Source organism: Legionella sp. (genome assembly GCF_965140895.1).
GTDB lineage: Bacteria > Pseudomonadota > Gammaproteobacteria > Legionellales > Legionellaceae > Legionella.
This window is the reverse complement of the sequence record NZ_CBCSKT010000060.1, coordinates 49,515-69,173: the sequence shown is the minus strand read 5'-3', so window position 1 is coordinate 69,173 and position 19,659 is coordinate 49,515. Positions and strand designations below refer to the sequence as shown.

Sequence of the window (19,659 nt, the reverse complement as noted above, 5' to 3'; positions counted from 1 at the left end):
TTGCTTAGAGGTTAATTTGTGCGCAAAATATTAATCACCTTTCTTATGGTACTATCTTGCCAAACCTTCAGCCAAGTTCAAGAGTATACCTTGAATAATGGATTAAAAATATTGGTTAAAGAAGATCATCGAGCACCTATTGTAGTATCCATGATTTGGTATAACGTAGGTTCAGCAGACGAACCTGGTGGGATTACAGGGGTTTCGCATGCCATTGAACACATAATGTTTAAAGGTACAAAAAAATACCCTTTGGGGATATTTTCTAAGACAATCGCCGAAATTGGCGGTCAATCGAATGCATTTACCAACAATGACTATACTGCTTTTTATGAAAAAACGGATGCTTCACGCCTAGCAACCAGCTTTGAACTAGAAGCGGATCGCATGAGTAATTTACTACTTAGTGCCGATGAATTTGCCAAAGAAATTAAGGTAATCCAGGAGGAACGTCGTTTACGAACTGACGATAATCCCCAGGCCCTGGCTTTTGAACGCTTTTTAGCAACCGCACATTTAGCAGCGCCATACAATCATCCGGTTATCGGGTGGATGAGCGATCTAAAACAAATGAGTGTTGATGATGTAAGAAAATGGTACAAGCGTTATTATGCCCCCAATAACGCAACGCTAGTGGTAGTCGGCGATGTTAATGCCGAGCAAGTACGTGCTTTAGCCCAACAGTATTTTTCAGCCCTACCCCAGCGGAAAATTCCCGCACGTAAGCCACAACAAGAACCACCAGCATTAGGTAAGAAGGCAATTACTGTGCAAAGCACCGCAAGACTGCCACTGGTAATGATTGGTTATTCAGTGCCTGGAGTAAAGACAGCAAAAGCAGCTTATGAACCTTATGCTCTGGAAATTATTGCCGGTATTCTGGATGCCGGAGAAGGCGCTCGCTTTGCCAAAAATCTCATCCGCGGGCAACATATCGCTACGGGAGCCAGCACCTATTACAATCTTTATACTCGCTATCAAACTCAATTTATCGTTTATGGTGCACCCAGCCAAAACCAAAACGTTCATATTCTGGAAAAAGGCTTAGTGGAACAATTAGATGATTTGAAAAAAAATCGCGTCAGTGACAAAGAATTACAACGCATTAAGAATCAAATCATTGCCCAAAAAACCTATGAAAAAGATTCGATTTTTAGCCAGGCAATGGAACTGGGTTTGTTAGAAACCGTAGGACTTGGTTGGAACAAGGCCAATGAATATACCCAGGCAATTAATGCAGTAACTGCAGAGCAAATTCAACAAACGGCTCAGCGTTATTTTCAAGACAATAACATGACCATCGCCAAACTAGAGCCGCAAACAACTCCTAAGGTGAACCAATGAAAATTTTAACCACTTGCCTTATGGCGTTAACCATCGGCTTATACAAGCCAGCCCACGCAACCAGCTTTAAAACGGAAAAATGGCAAACAACAAATGGCGTACGCGTTGTGTTTTACCCGGCCAAAGAAGTGCCTATGCTGGATGTTAGCCTCGCATTTGCAGCAGGCTCATCCTACGATAAAGAACACTATGGTTTAAGTTCCTTAACCGGACATCTGTTAAATCAAGGTAGTGCAGGCGAAGATGCGACCGCGATTGCCGAAGCATTGGCAGACACTGGGGCACAATTCAGTGTGGAAAACAGCAGAGACATGGTTATTTTAAACCTGCGCTCACTAGTCAGTAAAGATGTCCTGGCTCAATCAAGTAAAACATTTACCCAAATTATTAATCAACCTGATTTTCCAGATGAGGCTTTTGCCAGAGAAAAGAAACAATTACTCATGACGATTGAGCAAAGCCATGAATCACCAGAAGATGTCGCGGATCGTGCTTTTTTCAACGCATTGTATCAACAACATCCTTACGCCCATCCAGTTAATGGCACCAAAAAATCACTAAGGTCCATTACTAAAAAGCAAGTAATGGACTTTTATCACCGTTATTTTGTGGCACAAAATGCGGTGCTCGTCATGGTGGGTGATATAAATAGTGAAACGGCTCACCAATTAGCAGAGCAGTTTACCGCGAACCTACCTAAAGGTACTCCAGCTCAGCCTGTTGCCCAAGCGACTCCATTAGCTCAATCCGAACATGTAAATACCGCATTTCCATCATCGCAAACCATGATTCGTCTTGGTCAAATAGGCATTGATCATAAGAATCCCCGTTATTTCCCGCTCATGGTAGGTAACTATATTTTAGGTGGCGGGTCCTTAGTTTCGCGGCTGGCTATTGAAGTAAGAGAAAAGCGAGGATTAACTTATGGTGTTGAAAGTCAATTTTCACCCATGCCAGGGGAAGGACCATTTCTTATCAGCTTATCAACTCGGAATCAGCAAGCGAAGCTGGCTCTGGATATCATTCAAAAAGAATTACATGCCTATATCAGTAATGGTCCCAGCGATCAAGAACTGGATGCGGCAAAACAATATCTTACCGGTAGTTTTCCGCTCTCCTTAGCAAGTAATCGCAGCATAGCAACCATATTGTTACGTATGACCTTTTACCATTTGCCAGATAATTATTTGGATACTTACGTCACCCGCATCAAGGCCGTAACCAAAGACGAAATAAAACAGGCATTCCAACAGCAGTTAAACCCAGATAAATTACTTCTCGTGACAGTGGGGCAATCTTGAAACAGGAAATTCGTATTATTGGAGGCCAATATCGTGGGAAAAAGTTACATTTCCCCGAGATTGAAGGATTAAGACCCACCCCGGATCGGGTACGCGAAACCGTATTTAATTGGTTAATGCACGATATTAGAGGCGCACGCTGCCTCGATGCCTTTGCCGGCAGTGGTGCTTTAGGCTTTGAAGCCTTTTCTCGTGGTGCAGCACAAGTCGTCTTTGTCGAGCAATCACCCCAGGCTCATGCGAATTTGCACAAAATAATTACTTCATTTAATAGTCCGATTTTAAAACTATTAAAGATGGATGCCCGTGCTTATCTGCAATCCTGTAAAGAGCAATTTGATATTATTTTCCTCGACCCTCCCTTTGCCCAAAACTACCTTCCTCAATGCATCCAAGAACTGACGCAGAAGAATATTTTAGTTCCCAGAGGTTTAGTTTATCTGGAATCGCCAACGGCAATCGAATTGGATGAACAATCATGGCGAACAGTGAAACTGAAAAAATCCGGCCAAGTCGTCTATGGTTTATTTGAAAAATTATAAAGTAACGGGTAGGCTGGCTTTTTAAGCCCAGCCTATATTAAGGAACATGCATTACCGGGAACCAGAACCACTTTAAAACGAAGCTCGCTAATCTAATAAGAAAAACCCACAGACAAACAACCCAACCAAGCCCAATAACCAAAGCTCAAACGATGTGCTTTTTTTATGGATAAAACCTGGCTGCCTGAGTAAAAAGCAAATTGATTCAACAAAGAATTTCGGTGATTCTTTTCCAGAAGTTACGTAATGACTTGACAAGGAGCGTGGCTCCTGTTTCAATCATTCCAATATTATCTAGACCGAAAGAATTTGAATGAACAACAAGCTTGTCACGCTTTTAATTGCTTCAATCCTGCTTGCCAGTTGTAAATCTACGGGTGTGTTTTTTAAAAAACCCCCTGTAAATAACCCCAGTGATGATGCCACAATTAAACTGGCGGAAGCAGCAGTTTCTGTTAGCGATTCGATGCATGAAATGGCTCGTATAGAAAAAGTAGTCGTGCCACCACACAAAGATAATATATTAACAATACCTAATGCCTATAATCTACAAGCCCGTGCAAGTGTAGATTGGTCCGGTCCGATTGAAGAGTTGACCGCGCGCATCGCTAAAGCCGCACATTACAGAGTACGTATCCTAGGAAAATCTCCAGCGATACCTGTACTTATTAGTCTTACCGTTAAAGATCAAAGCTTAGCTGAAATCCTGCGTGATATAGATTATCAGGCTGGAATAAAAGCTTTTATTCACGTTTACCCTAACAGTCAGGTTGTTGAATTACGTTATGCCAAAATTTACTCTTAGTCTCACTGTTCTGGTGTCAGCCTTATTGGTGGCATCATGTCACAAATCAGCGTATCTAGGTGATACCGGTTCATTGGCTGGTTTGCAAGCTATGGCCAATGTAACAGCCAAGGAAAGAACCAGAAAACAGTCTGGTAAATTTCGCCAAATGGCCCTTAAAGAAACAGCACTCAGTCTTGGAGCTCAAGCAGGCTTGGCATGGCGAGCTAAAGCTATTGATGAGCAATTGGCCAAACAAACGCGTACCTTAGATACAATCTATGATTTTAATTCACTAACGCTGGAGCATAATATTCTCCCTCCCGTACTATTGGAAGGAAGAAATACATTAAATCTTGCCGATGCACAAAACATTCGTGTTTCAGATCGCACTTATAAAGTAGCAAAACAAGCCCACTTTGTGACAACTCCTCCAACATGGCGTCAATATTTATGGTTGGATTATGTTAAACCTGAATATCCAAACCATACCTTGCTACCTAAAACGCGAATCGAGAAAAAAATTTGGTGTATGTATGTAGCTAAAGGTTGGAAGAATGGTATTGAGCAAGCCAATACCATTCTTGAAGAAAATATTGCCCGTATCAAGGAAGACTTTGGTGGTATGATTCTTTATCGCAAGCTCTTAGCCATGAATATGGTTTCTCCTCCCTATGTATCCCATACTGACTTAGGGGTTACTGGGGATGCCTCTGAAATTCATATTGATGACCGCGTCTTACGTATTACGGCATTGCCTGCATTGAATATCAATAGTAACGAATGGCGAGCAGCTGTAGCCAAAGATGAAAACGCGTTGGAACAATTTAAGAACATGGAAAAATTGGCAAGTCAGTCTAAAATTATCATAACAGACAAATCTTGGCAGCCGGTTATCACACCAACGACAAACTGATAATTTAACTATGACTACAAACCTTTTAATGCCTGATGAACCAACACGTTTTACGCCATTATTCATGGATAAAATGTTGGAACATACGGAGCGCCTAAACGCATCAGATATCACCATTCAAACTGGTGAGCCTATCTATGCCGAGGTTTATGGAAAATTGCTCCGCATTACGAATCGCCGCTTATCGAATACAGAGCTTGGCGATTTAATTAATGCTATTTATGGGCCTAACGCGACCACCCAGCTCCTTTCAGGAAAGGATATTGATACGCACTATGAATTCCGTCCGAATCGTGGTGTACGTTATCGTTATAGGGTCAATGGTACTGCTTGCCTCGTTGAAGGCCATGATGCGATTCAAATTACTCTGAGGACCATTCCTACCACCCCTCCCAAGTTAGAAACCATGAACCTTCCGGACATCGTGCTTGATGCCGTTGCGCCACAGGAAGGAATTGTTTTTATCACTGGGGCAACGGGTTCGGGTAAATCAACTCTTTTGGCTTCGATTATTCGCGATTTAATTGAAAAAGAAGATTCGCACCGTAAAGTATTAACTTATGAATCACCTATTGAATTCGTTTATGATGAAATTGAAACGATTTCGTCAGTCGTAAGCCAGTCTGAAATTCCTCGCCACTTGCCCAGTTTTGCGGATGGAGTGCGAAATGCTTTGCGACGCAAGCCACGTCTTATCATGGTTGGGGAGTGTCGTGACGCGGAAACCATTAGTGCGGCACTTGAAGCCGCTCTCACTGGACACCCAGTCTATACCACCTTGCACACCTCCGGGGTTGCAGAAACCATGCGTCGTCTCGTAACCTCATTCTCAGGGGAAGAGCGCTTGGGGCGTACTATTGATATTCTGGAAACCATTAGACTGTGTATTTGGCAAAAACTGGTTCCCACTGTAGATGATAAACGCGTCGCATTGCGTGAATATCTCGTATTTGATGAAGAAGTTCGGGATATTTTATTAGAAAGTGATCCCAATGATGTCACCGCAGCAACACGTAAGTTGGTACGAAAAAAAGGGCAACTGATGACTTGGGATGCCAAAAATAAATTCGAGCAAGGAATAATTAGCGAACGCGTCTACAAACTAATTATTGCTGGGGCAAAAGATTATCAGCAATAATTCTAGATTTAACTAGAGGGGTACAGCTATAAACGGGAACGCTTTATGTTATTATAAAAGTGCTCAAGCCTTATTTTTACCAGTAAAACCTATTGAAGTATTAGAAGGTTTTGAGCTGCGCCTGCATAAGCACCGTTACTTTTTTTGTGGTGCCGAACCGCCGATAAATTATTCCAGCAGCACCCGTATTGGCAGGCATAAATATGTTGCAAACCGCTTATTAGAAGAAGCAGAAATCCCTGTTCCTAAGGCCGTTTTAGTTGATAAAGAAGAGCTAGAAAATGATGCCTTTACCGAACTAACTGACCAGCTAAAGTATCCTTTGGTTGTAAAACCGCTAAATGAACGGCAAGGAAGAGGCGTTTTATGCAATATCCAAAGCCTGGATGAATTAAGAACTGTACTAAACCAAGCCTTTTCCACCTATCAACAAATCATTGTGGAAGAATTCCATGGCAATTTAAAATCGTATAGGGTCCTCGTATTTAATCAAAAAGTAATTGGGGTGGTACTTCGCCATCCATCCTCTGTTATTGGCGATGGGAAGCACCATATTAACGACTTAATTGAGCGAACCAATAAGGAACGCAAACGAATCAATGAGTTTTTAGGGCCTATTAGTTTGGATGCAGAAGCGTATACCTGCCTTAAAGAACAAGGTATTAAAGAAGACTATATTCCTCGCGGCGGTGAGAAAGTAGGCTTAGGCTACACCAGTAATGCTAGTCGTGGAGGCAGCTACGAGAATATAAGTAAAAAGATATGCAAAGAAAATCGCAAGCTCATGATTCAAGTTGCCAATACGCTCAACCTCAAACTGGTTGGTATTGATATACAATGTGACGACATAAATAAACCAATAAAATACCCAGACGGGGTTATTATTGAAGCCAATGAAATCCCCAGTATACGCATTCATGAAGTTCCCATGTATGGGTCGGCTAATCTGGTAACCCGAAAAATTATGCGTCATTTTATCTATCGGCACCCTTTTGCCTATTTATGTTCGCTATACTTTAATAAACGCACAGCATTTTATATTCGGGCATTGATTATTGCCTTAATTATCGCTGTGCTGTATCCATTACTCAAAACAAAAGGCCTTATATGAACAATTCCATACAATTGTTGGATGCGTCATTAAGAGATGGTGGACATAGAACAAATTTTCATTTTACGGACAATGAATTAGAAGGTTTTCTGCCCCGTCTCGACCATTCAGGCATTGAATACATTGAAATTGGCTATCGCAATGGCTCCTTACATTTTATTCCAGACTTAGGGCGAGCCGGATGGTGCCACAAAGATTATTTACTTTTTTGTCGTGACTTGATTAAAAATTCCAAAATGGCAGTCATGGCTCATCCGCACAACGTAACTCAGGAAGACCTACAAGAGCTCAAAAGCTGTGGTGTTGCTTTATTAAGGATATGTATCGCTCGAGGCGAACTACCCGTTGCCCTCCCCTTAATAAAAATGGCCCAAGACCTAGGCATGATGGTCTCGGTTAATTTCATTCATATTTCGTACTACACGAATGCAGAATTAGATGAAGTAGTGGGCTTAGCCAGCAGTCATCAGCCAGATATTATTTATTTTGCCGATTCTAATGGGAGCTTATTACCCTCTCGCACGAAAGAAATCTACGATCGCTATCTGAAGGATAGTTCGATTCCTTTTGGCTTCCACGCTCATGATAATATCGGTTTAGCCCAAGCGAATACACTAGCTGCACTCAATTCCGGCGTTCGTTTTATTGATGCCTCCCTGGCCGGAATGGGTAAAGGCATAGGTAATTTACGCACTGAGTTTTTTACCGCATACCTTCATGCAATTGACGTTAAAAAATATAACTTACAAGATGTTTTGGATGCTGCCAATTACGTACGAGATGTGCTAAAAATAGGGCATGAAACCATTGAGATGGATGAATTTATTCGCGGGATTACCGATCTATCCACCGCAGATCTCAAAGCATATAAAGAAAAAAATAAATTGTCCTAGAGGTACAGCCGCATGAAAAAAAAGAACATATTAGTCATTGGGCCGGTTTCTGCACACCCTGAGGATATGGCATCTATTGCCAAAACGCTGACATTTCTCACCGAGGACTATGACATTGACTACCTTGACTCTCTATCCATTATGGAAGAGCTGCCCAATGCCGCTTATTACCCGCTTTGGGAACAAAAGTTAGCAACCTGCATCAATGATTATGATGCCTTTTTTGGATTTGCATTTGGTGGTGTCGTCATTCAACAATGTTTTCCATTGTTCCAATCCCTGAATAAACCAATTATTTTATTTTCAACCCCAAGTTTTGCGGATAGCCCCTTAAACCAAAAGCTCGGTCTGGTAGTTCATTTATGCCAGGAAGATAAGCTTGAAGAGGCACTCCAGGCACTCTATGAGCCTGTTTTTTACCCTAATCCCATGCCACCCCAGTCAACGACCAACCTTAACCGTGATCAAGCTTATAAACGGCTAATTTTTGGTTTAACCCGGGTATTACAAACAGACTCAAGGCCTATCTTACAAAACAACCAAATACCCCATTTACATTTCATCGGCGAATACTCCAACCTAGTTAATAATAAAAATGTTATTGCAGCGCAAAACGGTCAATTAGTAACCGTGCCTCATTCCAGTATGCGGGTACTGCAAGATAACCCAACCTATTGCCAAAAAATCATTTTGGAGGTTTTAAGTGGTTCTCGATAAAAAGCTTAAAGTCGCTGTCCTTCCCGGCGATGGCATTGGCATTGAGGTTACTGAAGCAACGCTTCCCATATTTTCTGCGCTGGATCTTCCTATTAGCTTGCATATGGGCGATATCGGATGGTCCTGTTGGCAAAATGAAGGCACTCCGATTCCTGAAAGAACTTGGGAGCTGATCCATCAGTGCGATACGGTCTTATTGGGGGCAATCACTAGTAAACCGCAACGGGAAGCACAACAAGAGTTAGCGTTGGCGTTACGTGATCGGAACCTGAACTACATCTCACCGATTATTTTACTGAGACAAAATTTAGATTTGTATGCCAATGTACGCCCGTGCTTTTCAATTCAACCCCGCGACAAATCATTTAATTTTTGCATCATCCGCGAAAATACCGAAGGCCTCTATGCAGGCTTTGATTATGCCCCACCTCCTGAAGCAATACTTGGATTACTGGGCAAAAATAAAACCTGGAAGCAGGTTCCCGCCGAGGAGCTAAGTTGTGCGCTACGCTTGCAATCAACTGCCGGCTTAACACGTCTATTTGAATTTGCGTTCCAGCATGCAGAAAAACAACAAATGCAACGTGTCACCTTTGCAGATAAACCAAATGTTTTACGTCTAAGCAGCCATTTTGCCCGCGAAATATTTGAATCCGTCGCTCAGAAATACCCCCTCATTCATGCCGACATCCTCAATGTTGATGCTGTAGGTCTCTGGCTTATTCGCCGCCCCGAAAAGTTTGGGGTTATTGTTGCAGAAAACATGTTTGGCGATATTTTATCAGATGTGGGGGCTGGGGTTATGGGCGGTTTAGGATTTGCGCCCAGTGCCAATATTGGCCTAAAACAATGCTATTTTGAGCCTGTTCACGGCAGTGGACCCCAGATGCGCCCCCAAACCGCAAACCCAACCGCCATGTTCTTAACCATCAGCATGCTCCTTAAGCAATTCGGTTATGAAGAGCAGGCGAAACTGATTAATGAATCAGTGCGTACCGTCATCAATAAAAGACGCTTTTTGACCTATGATGCGGGAGGTAAATCAAGCACTAGTGATATGGCCAATGCAATTATCGACCAATGCCTACGCTCCCCCCCAAATCAGCATCAAGCCCCAACTCTAAGTGAAAAAAACGCCATGGATGCGTATCTGAAAAAACTATATACCTTTAATACCACCGAAATTTCGGATGCATTGGATGCCTGTCAGGTTGAAGGAGCCTTGTTACACCTAAAAGCCTTAGCGCCAGGGATGAAGATGGCCGGCCATGCCTATACCGTACGTTATGCTGCTAATGAGCAAAAAAACGTTGGATTTAGAAATGCAGCAAATTACATCGATGCGGTACCAGAGCACTCGGTTATTGTCATCGATAATGAGGGGCGCATTGATTGCACCGCTTGGGGAGCAATCCTTACCAAAATGGCGCAGCATATGAATATAGCAGGCACCGTAGTTAATGGCGCCGTTCGTGATGTAGACTTTATTCGCGAAGCCAACTACCCACTTTTTTGCGCTGGAACCTACATGCGCTCCGGGAAAAATCGTATTCATAAGGTAGATGAACAATGTCCTCTGAGCATTAATGAGGTTACAATTAATCCTGGTGATATCATTTTTGCCGATGATAATGGGGTTTTAGTCATCCCAAGACAGTTAATGGCAGAGGTTATTGAGAAAGCAGAGAAAATAAAATTCACTGAGCTCAATATTGCGCAGGCGATTCAAGACGGCTCCTCCTTGGAACAAGCACGCATTGATTATCGCTATGATCAACCCTGGCTTGGTGCGAACAAGAAATGAAACCATTAGCAGATTATCAATTTATTGATATTCATTACCATGCCAGCCCGGATCTTTATGCCCGTCGCTGGAATGCATTGCAGGCAGGAAAAATTTATCAATCCTTGCATGGAGCCGTTTTTTTAACCAGTCATCTTGGCGCAACCAGCATTCAAGCCACTTTAGCCCAGCAACAAGGATTACCGGTCTTTCCGTCCTTGATATTAAATCAACTAGCAGGTGGAATTGATTATCGCGCCATTATGCAAGCACTGAATGAATATCAACCGCTTACGCCTTCAAAACTATTAGTACATTTTCCTACAATTACGGGACGCAACTATCCCTCAAAACTTTCGCGTCAATTAAGCTACCCACATTTAAGCCCATTCAGCCAACGCGGCGAAACCCTGTTTAATAGTAACCAGCAATTAGGCCAAAATGTGATTGATATTTTAAAAATGAGCAATGACTATCCAATTGTTTTAACTACGGGACATGCATCTAAAGAGGAGGTTTACAGTTTAGTGGATGCTTGTATTCGCTACAAAGTACCCGCATTAATCTTAAATCAACCGGCACATCCATTGGTTAATTTAAAAGCACCCGCCTTAAAGGAGTTGGCGCAAAATGAATTTGTCTGGATTGAGCAAACCGCATTGACCTATCTTTTAGGGCATCAGGACAAAGAGGATTTTAGCGAAGTATTGCAGACCATTCCTCAGGTTATCTACAGCTCGGATCTAGGGCAGACCACACAAATGGATATTAAGAATTGGGTTCGTTTTTCCGCTGATCTATTTACCGAACAGAAGCTATCGGAGCAAAGAAAAAATGAGCTGTTGCGAGAGCATGTGATTAAGCTGCTTTCGTGACTACTTTTGCATTCATTCACGTGAATGGCTGCGCTGTCAATTAATTCTAAATCTTCCTTTTATAAAGCGAAGAATTACCGTGGCCTGATCGCGGTAACTCAAGAGAAGAATGAGGGCCACTATCCCACAAAAACCTCGTTCAAAAACGCCTCCGTTGCCTGCCAGGAACGCCGATCCGCTTGCTCATTGTAATGCAAGCCCATCTCATCATCATTAGCCAACGGATTAGTAAATGAATGGGCCGTGTTACCATAAATATGAATTTGCCAATCCGCCTTACGGGCACTCATTTCAATGGCAAATTGATTCACCTGCTCCGGTTTAACCAAAGGATCATCATAACCATGCAAAACCAGGATCTTGGCCTTAATTGGAGCAAATAACTCATCTTCAGGAGCTTTAAGCACACCATGAAAACTAACCACACCTTTAACATCAACGCCAAAACGCGCTAAATCCAAGACACATAAACCGCCAAAACAATATCCTATAGCCGCAATATTATTTTTATCAACTTGAGGTAATTCCGTGAGAACATTAAATGCTGATTGAATACGCTTAATCAGCATTTGCCGATCATTCATAAATGGAGTCATTAAGGCTCGCTTTTCTACCTTGTCAAAGGCCACTTGCGCCTGTCCATACATATCAACAGCAAAGCCAACGTAACCCAGTTTAGCAAGTTGTATCGCCTTGTTACATGACTCATTCCCACGACCGCCCCAATCATGAGCGACCATTACGGTGGGTCGTGGTGATGAAAAGTCTTTGTTATATGCGATGAATCCTTTGCAGATTGTACTCGCATCGTTGTAATTTATTTCATCCGTTACAATCACACTAATCCTCAACTCATTAAAATACCAATGTCTGTTTACAGCCGGCTGACAACCGACTTGTAAACAGACTTTAATTACCTAATTAACCCTATTCTTGTTTAGCCGCCCTCACCACCAATGCCTTGGAGTTTGCCGCCAAGACCTCCTCCACCACCGCTGCTACCACCACCGCTACTGCTACTGCCACTGCTACTGCCACTGTTTTTGCCGCCAAGACCACCGTCTTTACTACCACCTTTATTACCGCCAGTAGCCTCAACGCTACCGCTGCCACCACCACCACTGCTTATGGCTCCTTTAGCTTTATTTAGTCCTTTCATACCAACACCACCAAGCTGCTTGTCAATCTGGCCTTGAGCATCCCGAGTTTCTTTAACACCGGCATCTTGTTGTTTTTGAACCTCACCAGCCCATTGTGCGGACTCTTGCCCTAAGCTTTCAGGGTTACCACCAATCCAGCGTAATACCTTATCAGGTAGGTAAGATATTAACGTAAAGGATTTTTGAATTAACACTAAATACATTGAAGTGTAGGTCAAAATCGAGAAGAAGAAGGCATAAATACCTGCCCAATCTGAATAACCCCCAGTACCTGAGGCCATATCAGAAACCCCACCGCCTAAGGTTGTAAGTGCTGTGCCTACGCCACTCGTACTCACATTTTCCTGTTGGATAAAGGCAATCGCGGTATCGTATCCGGAATTAAGGATCCATACCCCGACATAAGACAAGGCAATAGCAGCAATATATCCAATAATCATCATCGACGGTCTTAAGAAGACGTTGATCAAGATCATGATTGCCGCTTCACCTTTACCAAAGGCATCATGTCCCTCTGGGTGAGTGACCCCTAAGGCCACAATAGGCGCTGCCACCATCGCTTCGATCACGGAGATCAGCCATGACATTGCACCGAAGGTAAAGATCATGTAAGGCAATATAGGAACATAGTATGCGGTTGTAAACCCTATGGTTGTCATGATCCCAACCCACGCGAGTAAAAGAGGCAGAGCTAAAGAAATCAACGCAAAGATGAAGATACCAAATATCGGGATTAACGCACTCGTAACCGCCATATTTAATAACATGAGCCATAAGTTACCAGAGAAGTTAATGTATTGCACACCCATATTTGCTAAAGCCACAACTGGGTTAACTCCTGGAGCAGATAGAACTTGCACCCCTTGTTTAAAGATATCAGCCATACCACTAAGAGGTATCATCAGGAATGCCATGACCACCTGGTTAATTATCTGTCCAAAAACCTGCATCAAGGTATTATAGATGAAGAGGAAGATGACGTTATAGAACAAGTTACCCAACAATTGTCCCAAACAGAAAGAGAAGAATAAAATCTGCACCTTACCGCATGAGAAGCTTTGTTGTTGTAATGTATATAATGACGTATCAACATGGAAGTTAATGGTATTCGCAAAGGTCAAAGGTTTTAAGCCGGGCTGACCTGGGGTTTGCATCATGACTGAGTTATTGATAAATCCATAGACTGTCGATGATTGTGAACTAGCAACGGCAGGTCTGTTAGGGTTTGCAGTCATATTAGGTTTAGGTACAAGACTACTTGCAGAGGTAGAGGTAGGAGATGAAATACCAGAACCATCAATTAACGATTGCACCATAGCTACAGGGGTACGATTTCCTCCAAACCAAGTACATAAGGTTGAGAAGGAGCCTCCACTACAACTGCCATTATCACCAAAAGACGAAGTAATCTGGGTTGCATCAAAAGAGCTTTGATCCAAACCTGTATTACTGTCCGTCATGCTCGAGCTTTGGGTTGCACTACCCTGAATTTGCACTAGATTAAAGAAATAAGCTCCAGCCATAATCCAGCCTTGGGTAGATGCTTGGGCAATGAATGAACGAGCATTATTTGCATTAGTACTATCGTTCATTTGGGTTAACAGGTTTAGCGTTGGCATCATAATGCCATTGTAGTCATTTATCGCGTTAATAAACTCAGTTCCATTAAATAATGTACCGCCACCAGTACTACCTGCAGCCGGCCCCCAAATCAAGCAATTTTGACCATAAGACGAACACACTGTCGAATTTTGAGTATAAGGTACTCCAAACTGCTGATTTGCCAGATTAGGAATAAATGGCTTAGAGTTACTTGAATTATTCGAACCAGGTGGCTCAAATCCAGGGGCATTACCGATTATAGTTTGGGTTACATTAGATAAATCCACATACATTTGTTGGATAGCAATTGCCCGTGACATCTGTGCCGTTTGCAACTCATCAGCGGTAAGAGAAACACCCCCTATACTTGTTGTCTGCCCAACTTGTCCCTGACTTGAGCTCAAAGCAGCAGAATTACCACCTACATTATTCGTATTAGTTACCTCGCCTTGTGTCCAGCCCAAACCCTTCCCAGCAGCCTGCGCCCAGGAGTTTCCATTTCCGCTAGAAGAAAACCCTAACGTTTTTCCAATGGCTCCCCATACAGAATTAGCAGATGAAGTACCTTTGGTGGCCGTTGAAGTAAGTGTATTAAGATTATTCCAGCGAATCTCACCGCAAATACCATTTAAGAAATTATAGGGAGAGCCTGAGTCAAAATTAGGCATTGACACAGTCCAGTAACTTGCAGTGGGATTACCATTTTGTGTGGTCACCGCATTTACCGAACCAAGAAAATCAGGTATAGAAGTATTACAAAACGTAGCCATAGTTCCTGAGGGAGTTCCAGAACAAGGTCCTGAATTTTTTGCTTTTTGATTTAAATAATTTTGTCGCTGATTTTGTAGTTGTGTTTGCAAACCCAGCATACATACTTGGCCTGCGAGAATGTTCATCGCGCCTGAAGCAATACCAGACATTCCAGCAGAACCATTAACAAGTGCGGAAGCAGGATTAATTTGCTGGGCCTGAATAATGACCCCACCGCGGTTCAAATAGCTTAATGCCGCATTCCACACTTTATCTGCGGCTCCAACACCTTGTACCACAATCCACATAACAAAAATTTGCATCAAGCAATAACCAGATGCTTTAGGGATTAATAAGGATAAACCCACTGTGGAACGTACTGGAATCCAAATGGAAGACCATTTTTGTCCTAACATTTGTCCTTCATGAGCCGTATTCATCGTGGAGACGAGCAAGGTGTACATGATAATCATACCGCCTAAGGCCAAAACGGCGGAGTTAAACACCCCAAACATACTCCCCATTATTTGGCTACCTGTGCCGCTTAAAACGCCATCCACAATACCAAATAAATTACCCAAAAATACCATTGAATAATCACTGGCCGGCGGAGCAAAAGTCAACGAATTATCCGCTAAGGCCATAGCTGGAAAGAGAAAGATGAGTAAGGTTTTCGTAAGGAAATTGCTCATTTTTTCTCCCCTAATAATCCTTGCTTAAACCATTCGTTAAAGGTACAACCCAACTTACGATTTTTAATTTGGTAGTACCAGAAATGGTAGCGAAAAGCCAATGCCAATGCGATTAAAGTGACTATTAAGCTCACAATAACGGCCTTAAATGAACCATAAAAAAGTTGATAACCCGCATAACCCAAGATCAGGCCTGCCGCGATTAGCATGACAATGCTTAAACGAAACAAAGCGTTTTGCTTTGTCATTAAGGTTGTATCACTAAGATTTAATTTGGTTGCTGCCTCTTCAAAGGACTCAACCTCGTTATTCTGTTGTGGTACAAACAGCCGTTTAAATCCATTAGATAGGTATAGAGTAAAAGATCTCACCCGTTCCCAATCAAACCATGCGCGAACATTTAGAATACTGCTAATAAGCTTTACGATTCTCGATTCTGATTGCTTCTTCATATTTTTTGCTTCTTTAAATTAGAAATCTATCTTTTACCCTTCATAATATACTATAGTAGTTAGTAATGAATTCGTCCATTAATCTGACACAGTAAAAAAAGAGTAAATCATGCCCGATCTTAGCCATGAAGCATCCTCCCAATATTGGTTTGAATATATTGACCCGATGATCTACCGCGTTATTACTTTTATGGAAAGTGTTGAGGACTGGACCCTCGATGGAAACCCCGAATTTGAAGCGGTTATGGAGCAGTTGGGTAAGGAGCTGGATGACATTGAAAAAATCGATTTAGGACTCCTGTCTGAAGAGGAAAAGTTCATTCGTATCGTAGGAAATATTAAATCAGGGAGAGGACTACGTTTGTTGCAAGCAATCGATACAGTTCATCCGGGAAGCGCCTCACGCGTCCTGATACATGCGGAAGAAACGAGTACTGGAAGCCATGATCCTGCAGGAGTTTTTCTTAAGAGAAACATTGTATTTGAACGTTTACGCTTATTATCGCGGGTTTTTTGTCAATATCGACTAAAACTCGTTTTGCGCGCACTTGAAGGGGATGAATGATGAAACGACTATCAAAATTCGCTGTGATTAATTTGTTTTGCTGGACGGCTCTGCCTGCTGTAGCAGATGATATTTCCCAATACAGCACCCAGCAAACAGCAGCAAACACACAAAACTTAGTACAATACTTAGTAAATCTTGGTGGTTATTTAGGATATAACATTACTCAATCGCCTACCAAAAATAACAGTACGGTAAGTCAAACCTTACTGAATGCTACTGCAACCCAAGTCGTGCAAACTTATATGTTTAATACCTTTTTAGGCGCACTACCCGTTAACGCGTTCAATACGGCTTTAGCTCAAATCGTTCCTGGAGAAGTATCCGGCGCATCATCGATCAATGCTTGGGCCAACAACACTTTTAATGCACAAAATTTTAGCAATCCCTCATCCCAACAACAAGGCAAGGTCTCCGTTGTCAATAATGTTGACCAACAGACATTCCAACAAGACCCTGTGAATCAAGGCTTATTAAACATACTCGGCACACCCGATAACAGCTATTGTATGAACTACGATGGCACTGAGTGGGTCGGATGTTCCTCTAATGCCAATGGTAACCTCGTACCAGGAGGCGTGGTTTCTGCGAACATCATTGGGGAGCTTCCTTCGACTTACCAATATTTTACGTATCAATATAACCAACAATTTTTAAGTCAGCTAAACAGCAATAATCTAACCGCACCACTTATGTATTCAAACCAAAGCACATCGAGCAATACAAACTCGAATTCAGTTAACCCTCAAAATCAAGGTTTGAGTGCACAAAACCAAGCTCAGCAAGCCTCGAACTTTATTCGCTATGTTTCTGGCTCTGTAACGCCATTACAACTACCCAATCTTAAGTCCTATGATACCTTATATAGTACTGCAACCTCATCAAGTGGTTCTCAGAAGCCAACACTTCAACAAGTACAAGCACAATCAACGCTCAATAATTATTTTACGTCGCTACGTACCTATGCAGCGCAATACTCCGTAGGGCTAAGTAACTTATATTTTATTATGTCAAAAAGACTATCACAAAACCAAAGCACTACTGGGCAAGCACCAGCAAGCCAGGCATTGAGTGAATTTAAAATGGCGACCTGGAGATTATTTAATGCGGATATGAGCCAGAATAATCAATGGATCAATCAAATTAATAGTGCCTCTCCAGCAACAGTCGAAAAAGAAATTGCCACCTTATTGGCTGAAATTAGTTATCAAATGTACTTAGACCGCCAAATACAAGAGCGTATTTTACTTACAAATAGCATTATGCTTTTACAAAATACTCGCTCAACTCAACCTAGCGGCAATTTCACGAGTGGGTCAGCAACAAACTCTCAATAAAATACTATTCGTGCTACACCCAATGCTTTTGCCTCTCCCCGAATTCCCGTGACTTAAACGCGGGAATTCGGCTAGGATGGTTCGGTGGTTGCAGCAGCCTAGGCTACCCCGCTCTTTTATACACCAAATAAACATTATCAATCATCTTTTGCGAATGCCCTTTCACATTATGAGCAACAGGTCCCGACTCAAACCGCGCAATAAACTGATAATCAGTTAAAAAATCACTGCCTTGGAGTTGGCTGATTAAGAAATCACCACGAGCCTCCAAAACAGGCTTGCTGATAATAACCCAATTTGGTTTTACCTGCTCGCGCAGATGGGAAGCATATAAGGCAAAGTTACGATTATAAGGTGCTTGTGTTAACTCCGCATTATTCAAACACTGGCTATCAATAAAACGTAAATCAGAACGCGCATTAAAAGGAATTACACCGCAATCCCCTAATAAAATAGTATCCCCCTTTGCTGCCTGCTCATTCAATAATCTGGCAATCAATAACCGGCTTTGATTTCGACTTTGATAATTGGTAGCCAGTGCATGTAGCGAAGTCAAATTATTCCCAGGGATCAATAAAAACGTTATGAGAATAAATACAACGCAAACGAGTAGCCTTAAATCTTCTTTTGCTAAATTAAAATAGCTTAAAAACTCGGATACGCCCAAAACCGCCAACAAAGAAAACAAAGCAAAAGGAGCTAAAAATAAGCGCAGCATGTGTGCTAAAACCGGATCCGCCCCCCATAGCATCGCTCCATAAAGCAGGGAAGGTAACCACAGGAGAATATGGCGGCAATCTTTAGGCGCTAACAAATAGGGTAAGGAACACACAATTAAAGGAAGAATCACCCGGACATAATCTAGATCAACCACCCCACCCAGTCCTGCCAGAGAAGCTTTACATTGGTAACTGTTTGGAATCCAATACCCAAAATAACGCACACGCCAAATGAAATAAATTGTATAGGGAAGCACCAAACACACAAGCGTAATGATTCCCCATAAGTAGCCTGTTTTTTGGCTCGGCAGCATCATACTTATACGTTTTGATTTCCACTGACAAAAAATAAATAAGGCAACAGGGACTCCCCAAATTATTCCTTCAAACCGGGTTAATCCGAGGAGTAGCAAGCTAATATTAGCAATTGTCCAAGCCCGTGTAGATAATGAGCCATCCTCTGTTGACTGCTCTGTCACCGGAGAAAATCCCAAAGCCACTGCGCATTGCCATATTAATAGTAGCGATAACGCACAGAAAAAAGCACTTTCTAGTCCACTAACCGTCCACCAAACCACCCCAGTATAATGACTAAAAATGAACACTGGAAGCATTGCCAATAAAGGACTTAAAAAAAGCCGGCTCAAACGATATAAGAAAAAAAGTCCCAAGCCTAAACTAAAAACAGAGACCCATTTCATAGTCAGAACAACAGACCAATGTAGCTTAAAACTTAAAGAGGCGATTAAAAGCCAAAGAAAATTTGAATAACCTTCTACCCGAGGCAAAAGCGCAGGCCAACTAATCCCCTCCCCTTCAGCCAACTGGCGTGCATAAAGCCACGTAATGTAGGCATCGTCGGTAGTAAATCCCCAGGAAGCAGCTAAGGAAACAATTAAATAATAAGTACAATAAACTGCAAAAATAATTGCTAGCCAACTTTCCTTTCTCGATGATAAAGAACTCAAAATTTAATGA

At 42.2% G+C, this 19,659-nt stretch carries 17 protein-coding genes; 13 read left to right on the top strand and 4 right to left on the bottom strand.

Annotated features, from left to right (window positions below):
• The first annotated feature begins 18 nt into the window (after positions 1-18).
• From ACQY7T_RS07875 to ACQY7T_RS07825, 11 genes are all read left to right on the top strand, one after another.
• On the top strand, positions 19-1,344 hold the full coding sequence (locus tag ACQY7T_RS07875; protein ID WP_428412457.1) for a M16 family metallopeptidase: 1,326 nt from the start codon (positions 19-21) through the stop codon (positions 1,342-1,344).
• The gene (locus ACQY7T_RS07870; protein ID WP_428412455.1) at positions 1,341-2,645 is read left to right on the top strand and encodes a M16 family metallopeptidase; all 1,305 of its coding nucleotides are present in this window, start codon (positions 1,341-1,343) and stop codon (positions 2,643-2,645) included. Before ACQY7T_RS07875 ends, ACQY7T_RS07870 begins: the two co-directional genes overlap by 4 nt.
• Positions 2,642-3,187 (top strand): 16S rRNA (guanine(966)-N(2))-methyltransferase RsmD, encoded by a 546-nt coding sequence (gene rsmD, locus ACQY7T_RS07865; protein ID WP_428412454.1) that lies wholly within the window; start codon positions 2,642-2,644, stop codon positions 3,185-3,187. Before ACQY7T_RS07870 ends, rsmD begins: the two co-directional genes overlap by 4 nt.
• Positions 3,188-3,500: 313 nt before the next feature.
• Positions 3,501-3,992: a type IVB secretion system lipoprotein DotD gene (gene dotD, locus ACQY7T_RS07860; protein ID WP_133136598.1), complete on the top strand. Its 492-nt coding sequence runs from the start codon at positions 3,501-3,503 to the stop codon at positions 3,990-3,992.
• On the top strand, positions 3,973-4,887 hold the full coding sequence (locus ACQY7T_RS07855) for a type IV secretion system DotC family protein (protein ID WP_428412453.1): 915 nt from the start codon (positions 3,973-3,975) through the stop codon (positions 4,885-4,887). The genes dotD and ACQY7T_RS07855 overlap by 20 nt, the downstream gene beginning before the upstream one ends.
• Before the next feature lie 10 nt (positions 4,888-4,897).
• Positions 4,898-6,025 (top strand): Dot/Icm type IV secretion system ATPase DotB, encoded by a 1,128-nt coding sequence (gene dotB, locus ACQY7T_RS07850; protein ID WP_428412451.1) that lies wholly within the window; start codon positions 4,898-4,900, stop codon positions 6,023-6,025.
• A 28-nt stretch (positions 6,026-6,053) separates the two neighbouring features.
• The gene (locus ACQY7T_RS07845) at positions 6,054-7,136 is read left to right on the top strand and encodes a UDP-N-acetylmuramyl peptide synthase (RefSeq protein WP_428412548.1); all 1,083 of its coding nucleotides are present in this window, start codon (positions 6,054-6,056) and stop codon (positions 7,134-7,136) included.
• Positions 7,133-8,029 (top strand): 4-hydroxy-2-oxovalerate aldolase, encoded by an 897-nt coding sequence (locus ACQY7T_RS07840; RefSeq protein ID WP_428412449.1) that lies wholly within the window; start codon positions 7,133-7,135, stop codon positions 8,027-8,029. The genes ACQY7T_RS07845 and ACQY7T_RS07840 overlap by 4 nt, the downstream gene beginning before the upstream one ends.
• Before the next feature lie 12 nt (positions 8,030-8,041).
• A complete protein-coding gene (locus tag ACQY7T_RS07835) occupies positions 8,042-8,746 on the top strand; it encodes a hypothetical protein (RefSeq protein ID WP_428412448.1) in 705 nt (234 codons plus the stop codon).
• Entirely contained in the window at positions 8,733-10,550 is a 1,818-nt protein-coding gene (locus tag ACQY7T_RS07830) for an isocitrate/isopropylmalate family dehydrogenase (protein WP_428412446.1), read from the top strand. The genes ACQY7T_RS07835 and ACQY7T_RS07830 overlap by 14 nt, the downstream gene beginning before the upstream one ends.
• Complete coding sequence (locus ACQY7T_RS07825) at positions 10,547-11,404, top strand: DUF6282 family protein (protein WP_428412445.1); 858 nt, start codon at positions 10,547-10,549, stop codon at positions 11,402-11,404. Before ACQY7T_RS07830 ends, ACQY7T_RS07825 begins: the two co-directional genes overlap by 4 nt.
• Positions 11,405-11,523: 119 nt before the next feature.
• On the opposite strand, the gene ACQY7T_RS07820 is transcribed toward ACQY7T_RS07825, so the two are convergent.
• The 3 genes from ACQY7T_RS07820 to icmV form a co-directional block, all read right to left on the bottom strand.
• Positions 11,524-12,243: a dienelactone hydrolase family protein gene (locus tag ACQY7T_RS07820; RefSeq protein WP_428412444.1), complete on the bottom strand. Its 720-nt coding sequence runs from the start codon at positions 12,241-12,243 to the stop codon at positions 11,524-11,526.
• Positions 12,244-12,341: 98 nt separating this feature from the next.
• On the bottom strand, positions 12,342-15,608 hold the full coding sequence (dotA, locus tag ACQY7T_RS07815; protein WP_428412443.1) for a type IVB secretion system protein DotA: 3,267 nt from the start codon (positions 15,606-15,608) through the stop codon (positions 12,342-12,344).
• Positions 15,605-16,060, bottom strand: a complete 456-nt coding sequence (icmV, locus tag ACQY7T_RS07810) for a type IVB secretion system protein IcmV (RefSeq protein WP_428412441.1) — start codon at positions 16,058-16,060, stop codon at positions 15,605-15,607. Before icmV ends, dotA begins: the two co-directional genes overlap by 4 nt.
• 109 nt (positions 16,061-16,169) lie before the next feature.
• Here icmV and icmW point away from each other — a divergent pair, with 109 nt between their 5' ends.
• Both icmW and icmX read left to right on the top strand, forming a co-directional pair.
• The gene (gene icmW / locus ACQY7T_RS07805; RefSeq protein ID WP_428412440.1) at positions 16,170-16,625 is read left to right on the top strand and encodes a type IVB secretion system protein IcmW; all 456 of its coding nucleotides are present in this window, start codon (positions 16,170-16,172) and stop codon (positions 16,623-16,625) included.
• Positions 16,625-17,962: a type IVB secretion system protein IcmX gene (gene icmX / locus ACQY7T_RS07800; protein WP_428412547.1), complete on the top strand. Its 1,338-nt coding sequence runs from the start codon at positions 16,625-16,627 to the stop codon at positions 17,960-17,962. The genes icmW and icmX overlap by 1 nt, the downstream gene beginning before the upstream one ends.
• 103 nt (positions 17,963-18,065) lie before the next feature.
• On the opposite strand, the gene ACQY7T_RS07795 is transcribed toward icmX, so the two are convergent.
• Entirely contained in the window at positions 18,066-19,649 is a 1,584-nt protein-coding gene (locus ACQY7T_RS07795) for a protein LphB (protein WP_428412439.1), read from the bottom strand.
• Positions 19,650-19,659: the final 10 nt, after the last annotated feature.

Excerpts from the sequence above, each read along its gene's own strand:
- icmX (WP_428412547.1), top strand. The coding sequence starts at position 16,625 with ATGAAACGACTATCAAAATTCGCTGTGATTAATTTGTTTTGCTGGACG.
- dotA (WP_428412443.1), bottom strand. The coding sequence starts at position 15,608 with ATGAGCAATTTCCTTACGAAAACCTTACTCATCTTTCTCTTTCCAGCT.
- dotD (WP_133136598.1), top strand. The coding sequence starts at position 3,501 with ATGAACAACAAGCTTGTCACGCTTTTAATTGCTTCAATCCTGCTTGCC.
- ACQY7T_RS07855 (WP_428412453.1), top strand. The coding sequence starts at position 3,973 with ATGCCAAAATTTACTCTTAGTCTCACTGTTCTGGTGTCAGCCTTATTG.
- ACQY7T_RS07870 (WP_428412455.1), top strand. The coding sequence starts at position 1,341 with ATGAAAATTTTAACCACTTGCCTTATGGCGTTAACCATCGGCTTATAC.
- ACQY7T_RS07835 (WP_428412448.1), top strand. The coding sequence starts at position 8,042 with ATGAAAAAAAAGAACATATTAGTCATTGGGCCGGTTTCTGCACACCCT.
- ACQY7T_RS07825 (WP_428412445.1), top strand. The coding sequence starts at position 10,547 with ATGAAACCATTAGCAGATTATCAATTTATTGATATTCATTACCATGCC.
- ACQY7T_RS07840 (WP_428412449.1), top strand. The coding sequence starts at position 7,133 with ATGAACAATTCCATACAATTGTTGGATGCGTCATTAAGAGATGGTGGA.
- icmW (WP_428412440.1), top strand. The coding sequence starts at position 16,170 with ATGCCCGATCTTAGCCATGAAGCATCCTCCCAATATTGGTTTGAATAT.
- icmV (WP_428412441.1), bottom strand. The coding sequence starts at position 16,060 with ATGAAGAAGCAATCAGAATCGAGAATCGTAAAGCTTATTAGCAGTATT.
- dotB (WP_428412451.1), top strand. The coding sequence starts at position 4,898 with ATGACTACAAACCTTTTAATGCCTGATGAACCAACACGTTTTACGCCA.